Raw genomic sequence first — 19,451 nt, forward strand, 5'->3', positions numbered from 1 at the left:
TTGCCGCATAACTCCTTTATTGGTCTGAAAAAATCATCCTTATTCACTAAAAAACAGGTGTATTGGTCTGAAAAGGCCAGTTCTTTCTTTTTCAAATTTGGGCACCTTTCTTTTTTGTTCACCTAAAAGTGCTCCCAATTTAATAAAATTTCCAGCTCCTCACGTATGGGAGTCTTTTTTTTTTACCCATATCCGGCAACTGTGTTCACGGGCATAGCACGCAGTTTGACGTCCAGTTCCGGTGCGACCTTCACCTCAACGATGCAGCAGGTTTACTGATCTACAAACTCTTGTCTTTTTCGCGCTGCTCCACAACCTGGTAGCAGATACAGTTGACATTTTCCGGCTATCTTCCTTCCTCAGAAATTTTACTCGAACAGCATTTGATCATCCAGGATAGACCAGATGAGGTAGAAGCATCAATCGCTGATCTGAGGCAGCTTTGTTGCTGGAAGGAGACAGATCACCTTGTAGCAGGTTATCCGACAATTCATTCATCCAGCGCTTCGCGCAGGCGCTGCAGCTCGTTCACCTTTTCCTGGTTACCGGAGGCCCGCCATGCTTCGGCTAGGCCGTCAATCAGCCTGCGCATGATGGCCAGGTTGTCGCAGGGGACAAAATAGGAACGCTCGCGATCGAGCTTAAGCTGACGGATATAAAGTTCGATTTCGTTGCGTGTGAATACCGCACCTTTATTAAAAGGATTAAGGTAAAAGAGCACCTGCTCCTCCCCTGCCTGCGACACAGGCAGATCGAAACGCTCGTCGAGGTAGGCCAGCACAAAATGCCTGGGCAGATCAACCCCATAAATGGGGATGCGCATGCCACGGGCCATCAGCAGGTAAAGAATACCCAGCGAAATGGGATTGCCTTTGCGTGTTTCGAGCAAGGGCTTGATGTAGAAATTTTCGGGCGACTGGATGTTGGAGGTATTACCCGAGAACCTGTTGATGTCGTAAAGCACGTGATTCAGCACACGGGTCTTTTCGAGGGGGGTGAGCTGGGGATTGAGCTCGTTGTACACATCCTGCACCAGCCGGCCGACCTGCCGGGTAATGTGTTCCACGTCGAGGTCCGGATAATGGTGGCGGCTCACAATGAGGTAGCCCGTGAGCAGGTCTTGTCCGCCAAAACGCTTCCAGTGATGCAATTCGTTGAAGAGGTGCTGCTGCTGAATCTCATGAACGAGGCTGACAATGCGCTGCTGAACGAGCTCGTCGTGAAAATTCCCAAAAGCCTCCTCCAAAGCAGGAATAGCCTCCATGCCGTAATCGAAGATGCGGTTCCGCACCCGGGCATACAAGCTGTCGTCCGGCTCGTCGACCAGACTGATCAGGGCCTGAAGTTCCTTGTTGTCGTTCATTGCGCGATCGTGTAGCACCCGCAAGTTATCAAAAACCTTGCCTTAGTGTAACGCCGGGGAAGCCTGAAATGTTTCAGTGAAGAACAGAAACTTTTTGACAGATTGAGCGAAGTGAAACAGCAGCCAGCATACTGAAAAACAGCAATTTTGTCAGTTATTCATTTATGTGCGTTCAGCGCTTCATCCAACATTAAGCATCCTGTACACTTACCAGCGGTAAAAAGCTTTCTTTTCGGCCAGTTTGTAGGCAGCTTCAGGCATGAAAAAGCGCATATCGCGACCCTCGGCAAGGGCCTGACGTACAAAACTTGAGGAGATTTCAATCTGAGGCGCATTGACCAAGGTTACCGACGGATGGTCCACAAAGGGCTTGCCATCGAAATCTTTGCGGGGATAAGCGATGATCCGGTAATATTCCAGAATCTGCGCGTAGTTTTTCCACCTGGCAAACGACTGCAGGGCATCGGTGCCCACAATCAGGTAAAAGTCGCGTGCGGGGTATTTCTCGCTCAGCCTGGCCAGGGTATCGATGGTATAGGAAGGCTGGGGCATACGGAATTCGATGTCCACAGCGCGGAACCGGTTAAAATCGCCAATGGCTGCCTCCACCATATCGTAGCGGTCGAGTTCGTGCAGCAAGCCCTTTTTTTCCTTGAGCGGATTGTGTGGCGAAACCACAAACCACACCTCCTCCACAGGCCCCCAATGCAGGATATAGCTGGCCAGCATCATGTGGCCGTGATGCACCGGATTGAACGACCCGAAGAACAAACCAGTAGGCTTATGATCTTTTTGCATTTCCTTATTAGATATTAACCCTGTTTTTCAACACCATGCATTAATTACACCCTGACAATTCAACTTCAGAAGCTTCGCTTATTGCATGCGCAGCAGCACCTTACCGTCCGACATATGGCTAAGATAGTATCGGATCCCCTGCACCACATCATCCAGTCCGAATGTTGCACTGATGGGTACCGGAGCTTGTTGAAGCATGAGTTGGGCGATTTCGGAGGCAAGTTTTTGCTTTTCTACCGACGGGGTGATAGCCCACCAGTGGTTGAGGTCGAAACCCCGGACATGCTTTTTCTTGAAAATCAGACCCAAAACATCAATATCCGCCAGGGGCTGGTTCGACAGTCCGCCATAAACCACGAGCCGGCTGCCATCGGGCATGCAATTCAGCATATGGCCACCCAAAGGGCCGGCCACCGCATCGAATGCCATGCGGCAATCGAGCCGATGGGCCAATTCGCCGAATTGCCGGTCGAAATCCTCCTCGTTTGAAAGCAAAACATGTGCGACACCCTGGGCCTGGAGCTGCGCCCGGGTCTCTGCTTTCCTGACGATGTTGATTGTTTCAATTCCCTGGCGGGAGGCGAAAATCCGCATCCAGGCAGCCACACTGCTTCCTGCGGCATTGAGGGCAATGGCTCCGCACTTTTGTTCCAGCGCCATATCAAACATGGCCCGGGCTGTGAAAGGATTGACCAGGAAAATTGCCGCCTGCGCATCACTAAGTTGCTCATCTACAACAAGAAGCTGTTCCGGCCGCGCCAACACATACGCTGCCCAGGTGCCATCGGTTTCGTTGCCCGCAAAACAGGCTACACGTTGTCCGAGCCAGCTTTGGTCCACATCGCCGGCAACCGCCACCACCCTGCCGCTTCCTTCGAAACCCGGTACCGCAGGCAAAGGCTTCGACACGTTGTAGCTGCCCTGCAAAAAAGCAATATCGCTCGGATTAAACGGCGCCATGGCCATGTTTACCAGCACAAAACCCTCGGGCACACGATGCAGGGTGCGTTGCGACAATCGCAGCGACAGCAATGTTTTCAGCAGGTTCGTCTGCCTCTGGGGCTGCTCGACCACCCGGTAGGTCAACGGAAACATCATCTGGCAAGAAATTCGTTTACAATGCGTACAATTTCGACTTTGGCATCATCGAGCCGGTCGTTGACAATGATTTTGTCAAACCTGCCGGCAAATTCCATCTCCCGGGTAGCCTTGCCGATGCGTTGGTTCAGGGTTTCCTCGCTTTCGGTGCTTCTTGCCCTGAGCCTTGCCGCCAGAGCCTCGACAGAGGGCGCCATGATGAACAAGGCAAGCGCGCGTTCGCCGAAATAGTTTTTGATATTGAGACCGCCAACCACATCCACATCGAACACCACATGGAGCCCCTGCGCGGTAAGCATTGCCACATCCGACTTCAGGGTGCCATAAAATATACCGGGGTACACCTCTTCCCATTCGAGAAACTCCCCGGCATCGGCTTTTCGCCTGAACTGCTCAGGTGTGAGAAAGTAATAATCCTTTCCATGCACCTCACCCGGCCGAATGGCGCGGCTGGTGGCCGAAACCGAGAAGGCAAGTCCGGGTAGCGTTTCGAGCAGATGTTTCACCAGCGTGGTTTTACCAGAACCCGAGGGCGCAGAAACTACGATGAGTTTTCCCTGCTTATCCATTGATTTACAATACGTTAAATAATTGCTCCTTGATTTTCTCCAGTTCGTCTTTCATCTGAACTACCAGCCGCTGGATGGAAGCATCGTTGGCTTTGGAACCCATGGTATTGATTTCGCGTCCCATTTCCTGGGCTATGAAAGCCAGTTTTTTTCCGGCGAAATCCTCATCTATGGTCTCGGCAAAATAGGAACAATGCTGCCGGAGGCGCACTTTTTCCTCGGTGATGTCGAGCTTCTCGAGGTAGTAGATAAGTTCCTGTTCGAAACGGTTTTGATCGAATTTTTGCTGCGAAGCAAATTCTGCCAGATTTTTTGCCAGGCGTTGCCTGACCTGTTCAATGCGGCGACTTTCGAAAGGTTCGGTTTGTGACAGGAGTTGCACAATTTGTTCAAGATGGGCGAGCAGGTCGGTTTTGAGCACAGCGCCTTCGCGTTGGCGGAAGTTGTCGAGGGCGTCGAGGGCTTCGCTAAGCGCTTCGCGCAGTTGGGGCAGGAACGCATCGGCAGCTTCGGGTTCGGTAGTAGCAAAAAAACCGGGGAAACGCACCAGCAGCGAAAACACATCCTGGGGCAGAGGTTTTGCCAGCTCGAACGACAGCTGCTCGAGCTGCCGGTATGCCTCGCGTGCAGCCTCAAGCTGAATCATCTGACCATTGGCTGCGGCGCTCTCAATGTTCACCGTAAGGTCAATCTTACCCCTTTGCAGGCGCTCGGCCACCATGTTTCTAAGCTCAAACTCAGCCGTGCGGAACTCATTCGGAAGGCGCAATACCAAATCGAGTTGTTTGCTGTTCAAGGCTTTGATTTCGAGGGTCACCTTGCGTTGGCCCCAGCTGGTTTCGGTCCTGCCGAAACCCGTCATCGAACGTATCATTCCATTGTGCTTTATGGCGCACGAAGTTAGGGAATTTCGCCCTGACCATTTTATAAACAGCAACCTGCAAGGCACATATGTTTGGTTTTGGGCATCAAGACACTATCTTTGCCAACGTTTCTCTGGCCAATGAAAAAGCTGCTGTATCTCACAACCTTTTTGCTATTGAACGCTGTGTTTCATCCTGTCAAAGCAGATGAAATAAAAGTGATCGACAGCCTGAACAAGCTGGTGGCCCGGCAAAGTGGCAGCCAGAAAATACGCACCCTGGAGTTGCTTATCGAACAATACCGCAGTCTTTCACCGGCCAAAAGCATCCAAACCGGAGAAGATGCCCTGAAATCGGCCGACCTTGTCCGGGAACCGGGTGCGCAGGTCCGCCTGTTGCGACAAATGGCCTCCTCGGCACAATTTGCCGGCGACCTCGAACTTGCTGAGCAATATTTTCGCCGCGCCGTACTTTTGGTGCGAAGTGCCGGCGAACACACCATGCTTGGGCATCTGCTCGTCGAACTGGGAAACCACTTCCATCGCCGCGGCATGTATGGCGAAGCCGCAACGCAGCTGCAGGAAGCTCTGGGCCTGGCCGGTAAGCTGAACAACGACACCATCGCCATGAAGGCCTATCTGGATCTGGGCAACACGGCTTATGATGCGGGCGACATTCATCTGGCACTGAACAACTACCGCCAAAGTCTTGCATTGGCCGAAAAGTTGGGCGACAACCCCATCAAGGCCCGAAACCTCCTGAATATGGGCATGGCACAATGGCAGTTCGACAACAACGAAATGGCCATCAGTCTGCTCCGCGAGGCCTCCGGCATTTTCCGAAAGCTTGGCGACCTGCAGACCCTGGGCATGGCCCTCAACAACCTTGGGTTGATCTACTTCAGCGACCTGAAAGCGTACGATTCGGCTGCATTCTATTTCAATGCTTCATTGCGCATCAGGGAGCAGATGGGATCACCGGCACCTATAGCACATGTACTTGTAAATCAAGCCAATTTGCACACTGCCCGTCAGGAATTCGATCAGGCACTCAGCCTTTACCAACGTGCACTGGGTATTTTCGAGCGTGCAGATATGAGCGCACAGGTGGCACGTGTGCATTACCATTTGGGTGAAACATATGCGCAAATGGGAAGGACACCAGAGGCTACGGCACAGCTTGAAGCCACGCTCGCACTTTCAAATAAAAATAATTTGCCGGCCTACGAAGACCTGTCGCGCAAAAAACTGCTCGATCTGTATGCTGCTGCCGGAAACTGGCCGGCGTTTATGAATCAGTTTGCCTATTTCAGGAACAGGCATGCCAGGCTCGAGGAGGAATTCAACAGCCTCTCCATACGCGAGAGTCAGCTTTACGACAGCCTCCGGCAACTCAGGGCCGAGCTGGAACAACTCAAGTCCGGGAAAGCGGAGCTTGCCGGAAAATATAAATTGCTGGAATCCATCATGTTGTCGCTAGCTACCCTGGCAGCAGCAATGCTTATCCTGTTTATTGCCAGCCGCTTTGTGCTGCGGCTGACAAAAAAAGCTGATTCAGCACACATCGCCTGCCTGCGTTTTTGGAATTTCGGGCGGCAAGGTTTACATTTGCTGCAAGCAGCACACAACAGGCTATTGAACGCATGCCTCACGGGGAAACATACCAGCTTTACGACGATCCGATCCGCTACTACAATGCCATGATCGACGACATCGAGCGGGCACGCGACTACATCTACATCGAAACCTACAGGGTTGGCAACGATACCGTTGGGGTACGTTTTCGTGACGCCCTCACGCGAAAAGCAAGGGAAGGCGTCGAAATCAAGCTGTTGGTGGATGCCTGGGGAGGCTCGGGCGTGGCAAACCACTTTTTCGACAGCCTGCAGCTTGCCGGCGGTCAGGTGAGATTCTTCGAAAAAATCAAATTCAATACCGACGTGCTCACCCGTGGCCACCGGCGCAACCACAGAAAAATCATGATCATCGACGATGACATCACCTGGATCGGCTCGTCGAATCTCACCGGATACAACCTCAACTGGCGCGAGTCGGTGCTGCGCATCACCGGCCCGCTGAGCCTGCCTTTCAAGAAAATTTTTCGTCAGGACTGGGGCATCTACAATAAATACGTGTTTGCCAAAGCCAACTACCTCCGGCTGATCCGCCACGGACAATTCGAAATTGTGCGCGACATGCCCTCCATCACCAAACAACGCATCATGCTGCGCTACCTGCAACTGATCCGTAAAGCCCAGCAGTCGGTCGTCATCGTTACGCCGTATTTCCTGCCGGGCTTCAGGCTGCGCCGCGAACTTACCGAGGCCGTCAGACGCGGGCTGGACGTGCGCGTTATCATTCCCCGCCGATCGGATGTGGGACTCGTTGACATCCTGCGAAACAAATACCTCGGGCCGATGCACGAAGCCGGCATCAAATTTCTGCTTTACAAACCCCACAACCTGCACGCCAAGCTTATGCTGGCGGACGGGAAGATTTTCTCTATCGGCTCCTCCAATTTCGACTACCGTAGCTTCCGGTACATGTACGAGATCGTCCTCATCGGCCAGGAAGAACACATCGCCGCTCAGGTGCAACGACACATCGAAGAAACCATTGTGGATTCAGAAATGTTCAATTTCGAACACTGGAAAAAACGGCCGCTGATCAATAAATTTTTTGAGTGGCTGCTACTTCCATTTCGTCATTTGCTGTAATTCAATACTTTAGATTATTTCTGGCAAGTTTATATTTCGTAGTCATATTTTTTCCGTGTGCTTAAGATTGCTACCTTTGCAAAGAATTGTTATTCTTTTAACATTAATCACTAACACGGAAACTTTATGATCGCAGAAACCATGACCTCTCAGTTGGCCATGCAGCTTGAGGACAAGTATGGCGCACACAACTATCATCCGCTGCCGGTGGTGCTGTCGAGGGGCCAAGGTCCTTTGGTGTGGGATGTAGAAGGCAAGCAGTACTTCGACTTCCTTTCAGCTTATTCCGCTGTAAATCAGGGACATTGCCACCCTAAAATCATCAATGCACTCATCGAACAGGCCAAAACCCTCACCCTGACTTCGCGCGCATTTTTCAATGATGTGCTCGGCGTGTACGAAAAGTACGTCACAGAATTTTTTGGATACGACAAGGTGCTGCCCATGAATACCGGCGCCGAAGGCGATGAAACCGCCCTGAAGCTGTGCCGCAAATGGGCTTACACCAGGAAAGGCATTCCGGAAAACCAGGCCAAAATCATTGTTTGCGAAAACAACTTCCACGGCCGCACCATCACGGTGATCAGCATGTCGACCGACCCTGACTCGCGCGGCGGCTTCGGGCCTTATACCCCTGGATTTATCACCATTCCCTACAACGACATCCCGGCGCTGGAAGAAGCCCTGAAAGACCCGCATGTAGCTGGTTTTCTGGTCGAACCCATACAAGGCGAAGCAGGGGTGTTTGTGCCCGACTGCGGCTACCTGAAAAAGGCTTACAACCTTTGCAAGGCCCACAACGTGCTGTTTATTGCCGATGAGGTGCAGACCGGCATCGCCCGTACGGGTAAGCTCCTGGCCTGCGATCACGAGAAAGTCCGGCCCGATATCCTCATCCTGGGCAAAGCCCTCTCCGGTGGTGTCTATCCGGTTTCGGCCGTGCTTGCCGACGACGACATCATGCTCTGCATCAAACCCGGTCAGCATGGTTCCACCTTCGGAGGTAATCCGCTGGCAGCCCGCGTGGCCATTGCCGCACTGGAGGTGGTGAAAGAAGAAAACCTGGCCGAAAGGGCCGACAAACTCGGCAAGATCTTCCGTGCAGAGATGGAAAAACTCGCGCAGGAGTGCAGCCTGATTAAGCTGGTCCGCGGCAAAGGACTGCTTAATGCGGTGGTAATCAACGACACCCCCGAAAGCGAAACCGCCTGGAACATCTGCATGCGCATGGCCGAAAACGGCGTGCTGGCCAAACCAACACATGGCAACATCATCCGTTTTGCCCCTCCGCTGGTTATCAGCGAAGAACAGCTGATGGAAGCCGTGGCCCGCATCCGCAAAAGCTTCCTCGAATACCAGGCATAGACTACCAGTCAACATACAGCCCCACAAAGTCCGGGCCATGTGTCCGGACTTTGTTTTTACCAGCTGAATCCGTAACCGATATACAGGAGGGTCGGATAACCTGCTCCCAAACGAAAAACACCCTGTTTGCCGGGCTTTTGGCTCCATTATCCGACATGCAGCCAGGGATTGGGCTCCACGCCTCCGCCATCTTCGGGAAAATGTAGTCCGCCACCGGCAGAAAGTTCCGCAAACCTGCGACCGTTTCCCACAGCAAGCAAGGGCGCCACGGCAATCAAAGCTCCCGCCCAGCCCATATTTGCAGCCACCCATCCCCCATGAGTGCCCAAAGAAGCAAAACCGTTGTCGAATTCAACAAGTTTGCGTTCATAACTCAGAATAAACATCCCAGACACCAGGGGCGGCGTCACTGACAGATGGACTGCTGATTTGTTGCCGGGTTCTCCGGGATGCCTGGAAAAAGCCATCCCGCCGGAGATAAGCACGAAAAAAAGGGTAAAGATGATGGCTCGTATAATGGATCAGTAAGTATCAAAACATTGAAACACCCTTGCTTCTAAAAAAGAAAAACCGGCTTGAAGGCCGGTTTTCTGTGAGCTAGTTATTTAGTTTAAAAGCAGTTCTGATAGTTCTTTTCAACCTGTGCCCAGTTTATCACATTCCAGAAGGCATTGATGTAATCCGGGCGTTTGTTTTGGTATTTCAGATAATAGGCATGTTCCCAGACATCGAGACCAAGAATGGGGGTGCCTTTACAGTCGGCCAGATCCATCAGCGGATTATCCTGATTGGGTGTAGAGCACACACACAGGGTTTTATCTGCTTTTACACAGAGCCAGGCCCAACCCGAACCAAAACGGGTTTTGGCGGCATTGTTGAACTGCTCGCGCATGTTTTCGAACGAACCAAAATCGCGCACAATAGCTTCGAGGAGTGCGCCACCGGGCTGACCTCCGCCATTGGCCGACATGATGTTCCAGAAAAGCTCATGATTGAAGTGCCCTCCTCCGTTGTTGCGCACCGCCACAGGATATTTGCTGATGTTGGCCAGCACTTCCATGAAATCGGTCTCAGCAATGGGGCTATCCTTTGCTGCAGCCTGAAGGTTGTCGAAATAGGCCTTGTGGTGGCGGGTGTGGTGAATCTCCATCGTCATGGCATCAATGTGCGGCTCGAGCGCGTCATAGGCGTAAGGAAGCGATGGAAAAACAAGATCTTTGACTTTTGTGCTCATAATTTGAGTTTTTTAATGCTACAAAATTAGACTTATTTAGAAACGTTCTAAATTAATCCCTCATCCTTTAAACAAAATTAACGCGCCAAGGTTCAAAATTCGACCAGCAATTTCAGGTTGAGCTGGCGTGGGGTGAGGTAATTCGGGACACCGTACTGGCGGTTGTTGACGTCCTTGACCCAGAGGTAGGAGATGGTATTTTTGATTTGCAGCAGGTTGAACACCTCGAGGCTGGCCCACATATTGTGCACATAGCGCAGGGGGAAGGTTTTTTTGTCGTGGTCTTCGGCCAGGATTTGCTTGCTGAATCCGATATCCACACGGCGATACTCAGGCATGCGGCGGGTTTGCTGCCAGCGCTGGCTACCGGGCGGACCAAACGGCAGGCGCGAGCCAAACATCATGGTCAGGTGCACTTTATAGGTTGGATAGTTGGGGATGTAGTCCTGAAAAAACATGGAAAAGAGCACACGCTGATCTGTGGGCCTTGGTATAAACCCGGGATAAACACGCACAGTATCGGCAACCTGCCTGTTCAGGGTGTACCAGTAAATGCGTTCGCCATCTGTGTTCAGGTAATAATCGTAGTAGTCGCCGGCAATGTCTTCGGCGGTTTTCATAAAAGAGAGGCTTGCCCAGCTCTCGATGCCAGTGACAAATTCTCCATTGATTTTCAAATCCAGACCTGCCGAATAGCCTTTGGCCTGCTGGTCGGCATAGTAGCGGATGCGCACATTTTCGACCTCATACGGGATGAGGCGGTCGAGGTATTTGTAATACAATTCGGTGGTCAGCACAAAAGGCCGGTTCCATGCCCTGAACTGGTAATCGGCGCCGGCAACCAGGTGGAGCGAACGCTGGGCGCGTGCATCGGGGAAAAGTTCGCCACTGAAGTTTCGGATCTCGCGGTAAAACGGTGGCTGCACATACATGCCTGCGCTGAGGCGATAGATCAGGTCGGGATTTTTGAAAGGCTTGAACGAGGCATTGGCACGCGGACTCAACAGCCACTCTCCCGAATAACCCCAGTATGTGAGGCGCAGGCCGTAGGTGAGGGTGTATTGGTTATCGTTGCGGTCGAACAACATCCGGCTTTGCTGGCCATAGGCATTCAGGTTCCACATTTGCAGCCTGTTGGTGGCCCGTGCCACGTTGTTGAGCAGCAGATCGTAGCGGGCTGGCGTGGAGCTTCCTACCTCATCGGGCGGACGTGGCAGGGTAAACCCGGCCGAGTCGATGAGTTCCCATTCATTCAGTCGGTCGTAAACCCATTGGCGTTGCAACCTCAGCCCCCATTTTGTGGTGTAGTGTGCTGTGTTGTGGGCGCCTTTGTGTTCCAGGTTCAGTACGGTGGCATCGAAATAATTTCGGGCATGATCGATGAATGTGCCAACACCCTGAGCCTGTACCACATTGCCAAATTGCTCGCTTGCAGTATTGGTTTCAAGCCTGCCAATCCAGTATTGCCCCATAATGTCGAAGGTTTCGGCCTCAACCGTGCTGAAAGCCGAAGCGGTAAACCATAGCCTGGTGTTTTGTGCGGGCCGCACCAGGAGCGACAGCGCACCCATTCCGGTGCGATACCAATCCACCTCCTGCCCGTCGAAATACACCGTCAGCCTGTAGGCTTCCTGAAACGTGCCAAAATCGGTCTGACGGGTTTGGGGGATGAGTTTGAATTGGTTGCGTGAGTAATGTCCCAGTGCCGTAAGTTCGACCTTAGGATGGATATTTCTGGTAATTAAGGCCTGGGCATCGAAAAAATCAGGACGGTATTGTCCTTTGGTTTCCAGTGCATTAAGCACGTATTGTGTGGTTTTGTAGCGCAAGCCGGTGAGCCAGGTAGTACGTTGGTCGGTGCTCAGGCCTTCGGTATGGGCATTCAGGCCGAGGAGACTCAGCGAGGCGGTTGAACGGAATTGCTGGGGCTTGCGGTAGCTTATGTCCAATACCGACGAGAGCTTGTCGCCAAATTCGGCAGCAAATCCACCGGCCGAAAAGGTAATGTTTTCGACCAGGTCGGGATTGATAAAACTCAGGCCTTCCTGTTGTCCGCTGCGGATGAGAAAGGGACGGTATATCTCTATTCCATTGACGTAGAGCAGGTTTTCGTCAAAGTTTCCTCCGCGCACATTGTATTGCGAACTCAGTTCGTTGTTCGACGACACCCCGGGCAAAGTCTTGATAAGCGTTTCGATGCCGCCCCCCACCGTAGGCAGGAGGCTGGCCTGTTTTGGGTCGAGGCGGGTCAGGCTGAGGGTTTGCAGCCGTTCTTCGCGTATTTCGGCTGTGGGCAGGGTGGTCTGGCTGGGAAACAGCACCACATCCAATACCCTGACTTCTCCCCTGCCCGGCTCAAGCTGATGTTCCACAGTGGTATAGCCCACAAAAGAAAAAACCACAGTCTGACGCTTTTCAGCCTCCAGGCTGAGGCTGTATTGCCCGGCTTCATTGGTGATGGTGCCCCCGGCTTTGCCTTTCACCGCCACATTGACCAGCTCGAGGGGCCTGCCCCTTTCGTCGGTCACCCTGCCACGCAGTAGCGCCTGTTGCGCTGAAAGGTGCACTGGCAACAGAAAAGCAATAAGCAGAAATATGTGAATAATGCGGCGTGGCATACGACTGTTTATTAACCGCAAAACTCCGGTTTTATTTCGGATTGGACAATAAATGCCATAGGTTGGACAGGAAAACAGCCTGCTTTGGGTGAAAAGTGTTTGTTCGAATCAGCTGTGCCTGAGTAGTGTTATTGGAAAAACAAAAAGCTGCTGATGCCAGTGCACAGCAGCTTCGGATGTTAAGCCTTGATATTTTACTTGTAGAGGTGGCCCGATTTATCGGCATCCAGAAGGGCCTGGTAAATTCCCTTTTTGTTGATGGTACGGAGGCCGGCAGCGGATACTTTAAGCACTACCCACTGTTGCATTTCGGGCACCCAGAATTTCTTTACCTGCAGGTTCGGCTCGAAGGTGCGCTTTGTTTTGCGGTTCGAGTGCGAAACGTTATTTCCGACGATAACTTTCTTTCCTGTGATCTGGCAAACTTTCGACATAACTTCTATGTTTTTACCCCTCTCAAAAGGGAGTGCAAAGTAACGCATTTTATTTCAATCCGACAACAGCTGCTTCAAACTTTTTCGGACATGTTGAAAAAAATGGGGGAAACTTTATTTAAAGCCATTCTAAACAAGCACGTTTTAGCTATTTTTGCAACCAGATACTGATTTACTTAAACAAACTCTACAGAAAAGTTTTTGACATATGCGAATTGAGAACGAACGTGTTGGAATATTGACTTACCGCATCCACCTTGAAAATGCTTCAGGTGAGGTGCTTGAGGAAGCTCCGGTGACCCAGCCGCGCACTATGCTGTTTGGCACAGGCCGGGTGATGAAGAGTTTCGAAGACCGTTTGCTGGGCCTGCGCTCAGGCGACACTTTTGAGTTTTACATTCAGCCGGAGGAGGCTTTTGGCGCATACAATCCGGAACTCGTGATTGAGGTACCCAAGACCGTTTTCATGGTCAAGGGCGAGATCAGGCCGGGTTTGCTGGAGGTTGGGCGCACCATTCCGATGATGGACCGCGACGGCAATCCGCTGGACGGACGCGTAGTGAGTGTCAACGGGGTTTCGGTGACCATGGACTTCAACCATCCTTTGGCAGGCAAGACCCTTTACACCGTGGGTGAAGTACTCAATGTGCGCGAAGCAACTTACGAAGAGCTCAACCCTGCACCTTCGGGATGTGGCTGCGGCACACCCGATTCGGGCTGTTGCGGAGGAGGAGGCCACCATCACCATCACGAGCACGAGCACGCCCATGCACATCATGGCGGTGGCTGCGGTCACTGTGGCGACGGAGACGATTTCAGTGGATCGTCGTGCAACTGCTGAGGAAATTTCACTTGCATCAAACAACCAGATAACCGGCCAAAAAGCCGGTTTTTTGTTGCAAAAAAAAACGACCCACCATTGGTGAGCCGTTTTTTTGGCAGGTGCAGAACCTATTTTACGGTAAGTTTCTGAACTGCCTGACCGTGTTCGGTATCAATCTGGAGGATATACACACCGGATTTCATGGTTTCGGTGCTGATGCGCAGTTCGGCAGTGCCCGGGCTGAACGATTGAACCAGCTGACCCAACTGATTGAGAATATTTACTTTACGAATGATGGTATTCGAGCTGAGGGTCACAAAGGTTTGAGCCGGATTGGGATACATGCTGACATAGGTTTGTTCGCCTTTTTCGTTCAGGCCCACAAGCACGGTGATCCAAACGTTGATGTTGACCTGGGGGTTGATCTGGTCGTTGCTCCTGACGTGCAGTTTGGCGCGCTGAACGGTGAGCGGGGGCAGGTTGCTGGCATTGATGTTGACTGTAACATCGGTAGTAGCGCCGGGGGCGATGGTCATCTGGCCGGGATTGGTGGACAACCAGACCGGACGGGCGTCACCTTCGAGTTTAGCACGGATGTTCCAGTTGCGTGGCAGGGTGAGCAATGACCATCCCGGGCCGGAGGATACCCAGGCACCATCGGGATGCTGCGGACCGTCGTCGGCACCCAGCGGGAAATTACCGGCCGGCTGGTCCATCCAAACACCAACCCAGAGGTCGCGGCCCGTGATGAAAACAGGCGTGCTCAGCACTACGTTGTTCCAACCTGGAAGTGGGTTAAATGCTTGTTCGTGCACGAGTTCTCCCGGTCCGGGAAGCGTGATCGTTCCCATATCCCAAACCATGATTTTATGTGCGTTGACAGGTTCGTTGATATAAACCTGAATCTCAGTAAGGTTCATGCCATTGTACTGGGCAACCATTGAGGCCGGGAAACGCACGGCACCGCGCCATTGTGCACCATTGGTAAAGCCAATTCCGGTGGCATTATCACCGTCGTAGTTCAGGATGACAGTCGGGCGGGTATCGTTGGCCGGAGCGCCGCCATTGGTCGAGGCGGGAGCTTCCACAAATTCACCAATGGCCCGAGGCAGGTCGGTTTGCGGCAGGTAGTTGAAGCCTGCTTCAGTAGGCGGATCGTACGAAGCTACGATATCTACATTCAGAGGCTGACCACCAGTGTTGGTGATGGGCAGGTTGCGGGTTTGCTGGGTGCCCTCCTGTATGGTCAGGATGATGGGGGTGGCGCTAACCTGGATGGTCGGACCGGTAACACCGGCAACCAGTTCGGCATAGCCAAGGTTGTCGAAGTAATACTGTGGTGTCATGCCTGTGCTGGCACCTGCATAAAAGTTCACGCCACCCAGTTGCTTAGTGCCGGCCTGGCCCTGAGCCTGCAGGCTGAACTGCCAGGTATGCACCTGAACACCGTTGATCTTCACTTTAGCCTGGTCGGCATCGAGGTCAATTTCATTTTCCACTTTGAACCAGGTGTTCATGGGGAAGGTAAAAGTGGCGGCATTGTTGCCACCGGCATGCATGTAGCCGGTGCCATTGTTGTCGAAATACACCTCAAATGCCCATTCTACACCGGGGTTTTCGAAGTGCTGGAAGTTGAAATATCCTGCACGGGTGGTTGGTATGAACATGTCCCATTCCACGAGGTATTTGCCCGAGGTTTTATTACCCAGTTTAAAAACGAGGTCGGTCGTTCCGGCGATTTTTACTGACATAGGTGCGCTGAGGGCCTGCTCGTTGCTGAAGCGCGCATCCTCGGCAGTGCCGGGGGTATTCGACCAGGTGCGGAACCACTGTGGGATGGTCTGAGCCACGTAGCCGTTGTTCGGATACTCGTCGAATCCACTCTGATAGAGCCATTGTTCGGTTTCGGCTTCGTAGGTGATGTCGTCCACATAATAAGTAGGTGTCATCCCGGTGGAAGCGCCAGCATAAAAATTGACCCCACCGAGCTGCTTGGTACCTGCCTGGCCCTGGGCCTGGAGGCTGAACTGCCAGGTGTGCACCTGAACGCCATTGATCTTCACCTTGGCCTGGTCGGCATCGAGGTCAATTTCGTTTTCTACGTTGAACCAGGTGTTCATGGGGAAGGAAAACGTTGCGGCATTGTTGCCACCGGCATGCATATAGCCGGTGCCGTTGTTGTCGAAATAGACTTCGAATGCCCATTCCACACCGGGAGCTTCAAAATGCTGGAAGTTGTAATAACCCGCACGGGTGGTGGGGATGAACATTTTCCAGTTCACTTTGTACTTGCCGGCTGTTTTATTGCCCAGCTTCATCACATTGTCGTTGGTGCCCGAAATCTTGAGCGATTTCGATGGGCTGGAGGCCTGCTCGTCGCTGATTACTCCATCTTCGGCGCCGCCGGGCTGGTTGCTCCAGGTGGTCCAGCGGGCGGGATTCGACTGGGCAATCTTTGCGCCAACGGCATAGCTCTCGAAGTTTTCTTCGTAAAGCATTTCCCGGCTTTGCGCATGCACGGGAATCATACCTGCGAACCAGATTGCAGCAAGAATTAAAAGCGTAAAGTTTCTCATAAGATTGAATTTTGGTTAATAAATGGTGTTGTTTTTGACTCTCACAAAAGTAATTTATTTTGCTCCGATTTGCCTGAAATTTTATTCGTTTCGCATCGCCTTGTTCCTGGTAGCCCGGTCTTCGTTGAAAATGTAAAACAACCTGAAGCTGATCACATTATTATATTGGTGCCTGATCCAAGGCTGGCTGCCACCAATTGACGTAAACTCCCTGGTTCGGATGCGGGCCATGGAATATTCGTAACGGAAAGCCAGCCTCAGGCGATCCCACATGCGGTATTTCAGGTCGAGCAACACATTCAGGTCGTGGGGGCTATACACGCCATTGCCTGCATTGGTATTGGTTTGTTTGCCATGCTCATACTCTTCTGCCCTTACCAGACGGGCATAGGAGAATCCCAGGCCGGCGGTGAACAAATCTTTGTCGGTGTAGTGGATCATTAGCGGGATCTGGAAATAATCGAGCCTGAGCCTGTAAGCGCCGGTCAACGTATCGCTTCCCCTGATTGCAACATACTGATCCCTTTCGTTGGCACCCCGCTGGGTAAAAGCGGCCTCGAGCGAAAGGTCGAAATTGCGGCCAAGATCGAGCATAACCCCGGGGCCAAAGTGCAGTCCGGGCATTTTGTACCCATACACTTCGTCTCCATCCACCTGGGCCATATTCAGACCTGCGTTCACAAACCCCTTGAATACCTGCGCACCTACATCCAGCGGCATCAGAGGCAGGAGGCACAAAACAGCTAATTTCAGCGCTTTCATACCTGCAAAACTAAGCAATTCGGTAAAAGCAATCTCCCGAAACCTGGCAGGTTTTGTTGCGGCAAAATGCAGTTAACAACGAATTGTTGTCGACCTGTCAAACCACAATTTTAACCAATTGATTTGAAGTAATTTATAAATTTCTTTACCTTACATACCCGTTTAGTCAACCTTTTGATTGCATCAATCCGGCTTTGCATTAGCTCACAGGGATATTTACTTTGCTTTGAAAATGATTGATATCAAACCATAATAAACATAACGCATTAAAAAACAGAGAGATGGAAAAAGCCGTCATTGTATCAGCCGCACGCACACCCATTGGTAATTTTGGGGGTGCGTTGGCATCGCTCAGTGCTGTGGAGCTGGGCGTAATAGCTGCAAAAGAAGCTTTGAAAAGGGCCGGTGTTGGTCCTGAAATGGTGGAAGAGGTGCTTGTCGGCAATATTTTGTCGGCCGGCCTGGGACAAAACATAGCCCGCCAGATTGGTATCAAGGCTGGTACACCGCACGAAACCCCTGCCATGACGATCAACCAGCTTTGTGGTTCGGGACTGAGGGCTGTGGCCATGGCAGCACAGCTCGTGCAATTTGGCGAAGTCGAAGTGGTGCTGGCCGGTGGCACAGAAAGCATGTCGAATGCGCCATATCTTTTGCCCAAGGCACGCTATGGTTACCGCATGGGCGATGGCACCCTGGTGGACAGCATGATTTACGATGGCCTCACAGATGCATTCGACAACATACACATGGGCATCACAGCCGAGAATATTGCAGATCGCTGGGGAATCAGCAGGGAGGAACAGGATTTGTTTGCCCTGAACAGCCAGCTCAAGGCCGAGGCTGCACAAAAAAGTGGCCGTTTTGCTGACGAAATCGTACCGGTGGTCATGCCACAACGTAAGGGTGATCCGGTGGTGGTGGATACGGATGAATTTCCAAAGCATGGGATGACCCTCGACAAACTGTCCAAACTCAGGCCGGCTTTCAAGCCCGATGGCACAGTAACCGCCGGCAATGCTTCCGGCATCAACGACGGTGCAGCCATGGTTGTGGTGATGAGCGAGCGCAAAGCCAGAGAGCTTGGCATTGAGCCGCTTGCCTCCATTGTTTCGTATGCTTACGCCGGTCTCGACCCAAAAATTATGGGCTATGGTCCGGTACCAGCCACAAAAAAAGCCCTGGCACGTGCAGGCTGGGAGCTCGCCGATGTGCAACTCATCGAAGCCAATGAGGCTTTTGCAGCCCAGTCGCTGGCCGTGGTGAAAGATCTCGGCCTGAACCCGGACATTGTGAATGTGAATGGCGGAGCCATTGCCCTCGGCCATCCCATCGGAGCTTCGGGCGCAAGGGTGCTCACCACCCTGATGTATGAAATGAAAAAACGCAAGCTGAGCCGCGGCCTGGCCACCCTGTGTATTGGCGGCGGACAGGGCATAGCCATGCTCATAGAACGTTAAAAACCAAATTATTACAAACATGTACAATTTCGAAGGTAAAGTAGTAGTAATCACAGGCGGTGCCGATGGCATCGGCAAAGCCGCTTCCGAAAGATTTGCCAGCGAAGGCGCCATTGTGGCCATCTGGGACTTCAACGAAGAGAAGGGCCAACAAACGGTTGCCGGGATACAAGACAAGGGCGGCAAAGCTTATTTCTTCAAAGTAAATACAGCTGATTTTGAGATGGTTGCTCAGGCAGCAGCTGCCACACACGCCCTGCATGGCCACATAGACGTATTGATCAACAATGCAGGCATCACACGCGACAGCACCCTGAAGAAAATGAGTCCGGAACAGTGGCAGCAAGTGATCGACGTTAACCTGACGGGAGTATTCAACTGCACGAAGGTAGTGGCCGACTACATGCTCGTGCAAGGCAGCGGCCGCATCATCAACACAAGTTCGGTGGTGGCCCTGTATGGCAACTTTGGCCAGACTAATTATGTAGCAGCCAAAGCCGGACTGATTGGTATGACCAAAACCCTGGCCAAAGAGCTGGGGCGCAAGGGCATCACTGTAAATGCGGTGGCGCCGGGCTTCATAGCCACTGAGATGGTGGCCAAAATGCCGGAAAACGTGCTTGCGATGATGCGCGACAAAACGCCGCTTGGCCGACTGGGCAAACCTGAGGAAATTGCCGCTGCTTATGCTTTTCTTGCCAGCGACGAAGCCGCCTTTATCAACGGTGCGGTGCTGAGTGTGGACGGAGGAGTTGTGATAGGATAAGCTAAG

At 52.2% G+C, this 19,451-nt stretch carries 17 protein-coding genes; 6 read left to right on the forward strand and 11 right to left on the reverse strand.

Annotation, left to right across the window (positions count from 1 at the left end; all coding sequences use genetic code 11):
• Positions 1–490: 490 nt before the first annotated feature.
• The 5 genes from IPM52_05100 to IPM52_05120 form a co-directional block, all read right to left on the reverse strand.
• Positions 491–1,363, reverse strand: a complete 873-nt coding sequence (locus tag IPM52_05100; protein ID MBK9290984.1) for a transglutaminase family protein — start codon at positions 1,361–1,363, stop codon at positions 491–493.
• Between the two features lie 207 nt (positions 1,364–1,570).
• The gene (locus IPM52_05105; protein MBK9290985.1) at positions 1,571–2,161 is read right to left on the reverse strand and encodes a nicotinate-nucleotide adenylyltransferase; all 591 of its coding nucleotides are present in this window, start codon (positions 2,159–2,161) and stop codon (positions 1,571–1,573) included.
• A 78-nt stretch (positions 2,162–2,239) separates the two neighbouring features.
• Positions 2,240–3,259 carry a zinc-binding dehydrogenase gene (locus IPM52_05110; GenBank protein MBK9290986.1) on the reverse strand — a complete coding sequence of 340 codons (1,020 nt, stop codon included), beginning with the start codon at positions 3,257–3,259 and terminating at the stop codon, positions 2,240–2,242.
• The gene (gmk, locus tag IPM52_05115) at positions 3,256–3,828 is read right to left on the reverse strand and encodes a guanylate kinase (GenBank protein MBK9290987.1); all 573 of its coding nucleotides are present in this window, start codon (positions 3,826–3,828) and stop codon (positions 3,256–3,258) included. Before gmk ends, IPM52_05110 begins: the two co-directional genes overlap by 4 nt.
• Positions 3,829–3,832: 4 nt before the next feature.
• Positions 3,833–4,702, reverse strand: a complete 870-nt coding sequence (locus IPM52_05120) for a YicC family protein (protein ID MBK9290988.1) — start codon at positions 4,700–4,702, stop codon at positions 3,833–3,835.
• Between the two features lie 129 nt (positions 4,703–4,831).
• Here IPM52_05120 and IPM52_05125 point away from each other — a divergent pair, with 129 nt between their 5' ends.
• From IPM52_05125 to rocD, 3 genes are all read left to right on the forward strand, one after another.
• Complete coding sequence (locus tag IPM52_05125; GenBank protein ID MBK9290989.1) at positions 4,832–6,394, forward strand: tetratricopeptide repeat protein; 1,563 nt, start codon at positions 4,832–4,834, stop codon at positions 6,392–6,394.
• Positions 6,334–7,407: a phosphatidylserine/phosphatidylglycerophosphate/cardiolipin synthase family protein gene (locus IPM52_05130; protein ID MBK9290990.1), complete on the forward strand. Its 1,074-nt coding sequence runs from the start codon at positions 6,334–6,336 to the stop codon at positions 7,405–7,407. Before IPM52_05125 ends, IPM52_05130 begins: the two co-directional genes overlap by 61 nt.
• 126 nt (positions 7,408–7,533) lie before the next feature.
• The gene (rocD, locus tag IPM52_05135) at positions 7,534–8,772 is read left to right on the forward strand and encodes an ornithine--oxo-acid transaminase (GenBank protein ID MBK9290991.1); all 1,239 of its coding nucleotides are present in this window, start codon (positions 7,534–7,536) and stop codon (positions 8,770–8,772) included.
• Between the two features lie 146 nt (positions 8,773–8,918).
• Here the strand turns inward: rocD and IPM52_05140 are convergent, their stop codons facing one another.
• The 4 genes from IPM52_05140 to rpmB form a co-directional block, all read right to left on the reverse strand.
• A complete protein-coding gene (locus tag IPM52_05140) occupies positions 8,919–9,239 on the reverse strand; it encodes a hypothetical protein (GenBank protein ID MBK9290992.1) in 321 nt (106 codons plus the stop codon).
• A 143-nt stretch (positions 9,240–9,382) separates the two neighbouring features.
• Entirely contained in the window at positions 9,383–10,006 is a 624-nt protein-coding gene (locus IPM52_05145) for a superoxide dismutase (GenBank protein ID MBK9290993.1), read from the reverse strand.
• A gap of 92 nt (positions 10,007–10,098) precedes the next feature.
• Positions 10,099–12,624 (reverse strand): carboxypeptidase-like regulatory domain-containing protein, encoded by a 2,526-nt coding sequence (locus IPM52_05150; GenBank protein ID MBK9290994.1) that lies wholly within the window; start codon positions 12,622–12,624, stop codon positions 10,099–10,101.
• 194 nt (positions 12,625–12,818) lie between these two features.
• Positions 12,819–13,058 carry a 50S ribosomal protein L28 gene (rpmB, locus tag IPM52_05155; protein MBK9290995.1) on the reverse strand — a complete coding sequence of 80 codons (240 nt, stop codon included), beginning with the start codon at positions 13,056–13,058 and terminating at the stop codon, positions 12,819–12,821.
• Between the two features lie 208 nt (positions 13,059–13,266).
• Here rpmB and IPM52_05160 point away from each other — a divergent pair, with 208 nt between their 5' ends.
• Positions 13,267–13,899: a peptidylprolyl isomerase gene (locus IPM52_05160; protein ID MBK9290996.1), complete on the forward strand. Its 633-nt coding sequence runs from the start codon at positions 13,267–13,269 to the stop codon at positions 13,897–13,899.
• A 110-nt stretch (positions 13,900–14,009) separates the two neighbouring features.
• On the opposite strand, the gene IPM52_05165 is transcribed toward IPM52_05160, so the two are convergent.
• Positions 14,010–16,457 (reverse strand): T9SS type A sorting domain-containing protein, encoded by a 2,448-nt coding sequence (locus IPM52_05165; GenBank protein MBK9290997.1) that lies wholly within the window; start codon positions 16,455–16,457, stop codon positions 14,010–14,012.
• 81 nt (positions 16,458–16,538) lie between these two features.
• Positions 16,539–17,219, reverse strand: coding sequence for a PorT family protein (locus IPM52_05170; protein MBK9290998.1), 681 nt, complete (start codon positions 17,217–17,219; stop codon positions 16,539–16,541).
• 281 nt (positions 17,220–17,500) lie between these two features.
• Between IPM52_05170 and IPM52_05175 the strand changes: the two genes are divergently transcribed.
• Positions 17,501–18,679 (forward strand): acetyl-CoA C-acetyltransferase, encoded by a 1,179-nt coding sequence (locus IPM52_05175; GenBank protein MBK9290999.1) that lies wholly within the window; start codon positions 17,501–17,503, stop codon positions 18,677–18,679.
• Positions 18,680–18,698: 19 nt separating this feature from the next.
• Entirely contained in the window at positions 18,699–19,445 is a 747-nt protein-coding gene (locus IPM52_05180; GenBank protein ID MBK9291000.1) for a beta-ketoacyl-ACP reductase, read from the forward strand.
• The last annotated feature ends 6 nt before the right edge of the window (positions 19,446–19,451 follow it).

The sequence above is a fragment of the Bacteroidota bacterium genome (assembly GCA_016715945.1).
Taxonomy (GTDB): domain Bacteria; phylum Bacteroidota; class Bacteroidia; order Bacteroidales; family F082; genus JALNZU01.

Bases quoted from the DNA above. Each gene is read 5' to 3' on its own strand.
- IPM52_05145 (MBK9290993.1), bottom strand. From the start codon at position 10,006: ATGAGCACAAAAGTCAAAGATCTTGTTTTTCCATCGCTTCCTTACGCC.
- IPM52_05165 (MBK9290997.1), bottom strand. From the start codon at position 16,457: ATGAGAAACTTTACGCTTTTAATTCTTGCTGCAATCTGGTTCGCAGGT.
- rpmB (MBK9290995.1), bottom strand. From the start codon at position 13,058: ATGTCGAAAGTTTGCCAGATCACAGGAAAGAAAGTTATCGTCGGAAAT.
- IPM52_05120 (MBK9290988.1), bottom strand. From the start codon at position 4,702: ATGATACGTTCGATGACGGGTTTCGGCAGGACCGAAACCAGCTGGGGC.
- IPM52_05100 (MBK9290984.1), bottom strand. From the start codon at position 1,363: ATGAACGACAACAAGGAACTTCAGGCCCTGATCAGTCTGGTCGACGAG.
- IPM52_05175 (MBK9290999.1), top strand. From the start codon at position 17,501: ATGGAAAAAGCCGTCATTGTATCAGCCGCACGCACACCCATTGGTAAT.
- IPM52_05130 (MBK9290990.1), top strand. From the start codon at position 6,334: ATGCCTCACGGGGAAACATACCAGCTTTACGACGATCCGATCCGCTAC.
- IPM52_05150 (MBK9290994.1), bottom strand. From the start codon at position 12,624: ATGCCACGCCGCATTATTCACATATTTCTGCTTATTGCTTTTCTGTTG.
- IPM52_05170 (MBK9290998.1), bottom strand. From the start codon at position 17,219: ATGAAAGCGCTGAAATTAGCTGTTTTGTGCCTCCTGCCTCTGATGCCG.
- gmk (MBK9290987.1), bottom strand. From the start codon at position 3,828: ATGGATAAGCAGGGAAAACTCATCGTAGTTTCTGCGCCCTCGGGTTCT.
- IPM52_05110 (MBK9290986.1), bottom strand. From the start codon at position 3,259: ATGATGTTTCCGTTGACCTACCGGGTGGTCGAGCAGCCCCAGAGGCAG.
- IPM52_05125 (MBK9290989.1), top strand. From the start codon at position 4,832: ATGAAAAAGCTGCTGTATCTCACAACCTTTTTGCTATTGAACGCTGTG.
- IPM52_05180 (MBK9291000.1), top strand. From the start codon at position 18,699: ATGTACAATTTCGAAGGTAAAGTAGTAGTAATCACAGGCGGTGCCGAT.
- IPM52_05140 (MBK9290992.1), bottom strand. From the start codon at position 9,239: ATGGCTTTTTCCAGGCATCCCGGAGAACCCGGCAACAAATCAGCAGTC.
- IPM52_05105 (MBK9290985.1), bottom strand. From the start codon at position 2,161: ATGCAAAAAGATCATAAGCCTACTGGTTTGTTCTTCGGGTCGTTCAAT.
- rocD (MBK9290991.1), top strand. From the start codon at position 7,534: ATGATCGCAGAAACCATGACCTCTCAGTTGGCCATGCAGCTTGAGGAC.
- IPM52_05160 (MBK9290996.1), top strand. From the start codon at position 13,267: ATGCGAATTGAGAACGAACGTGTTGGAATATTGACTTACCGCATCCAC.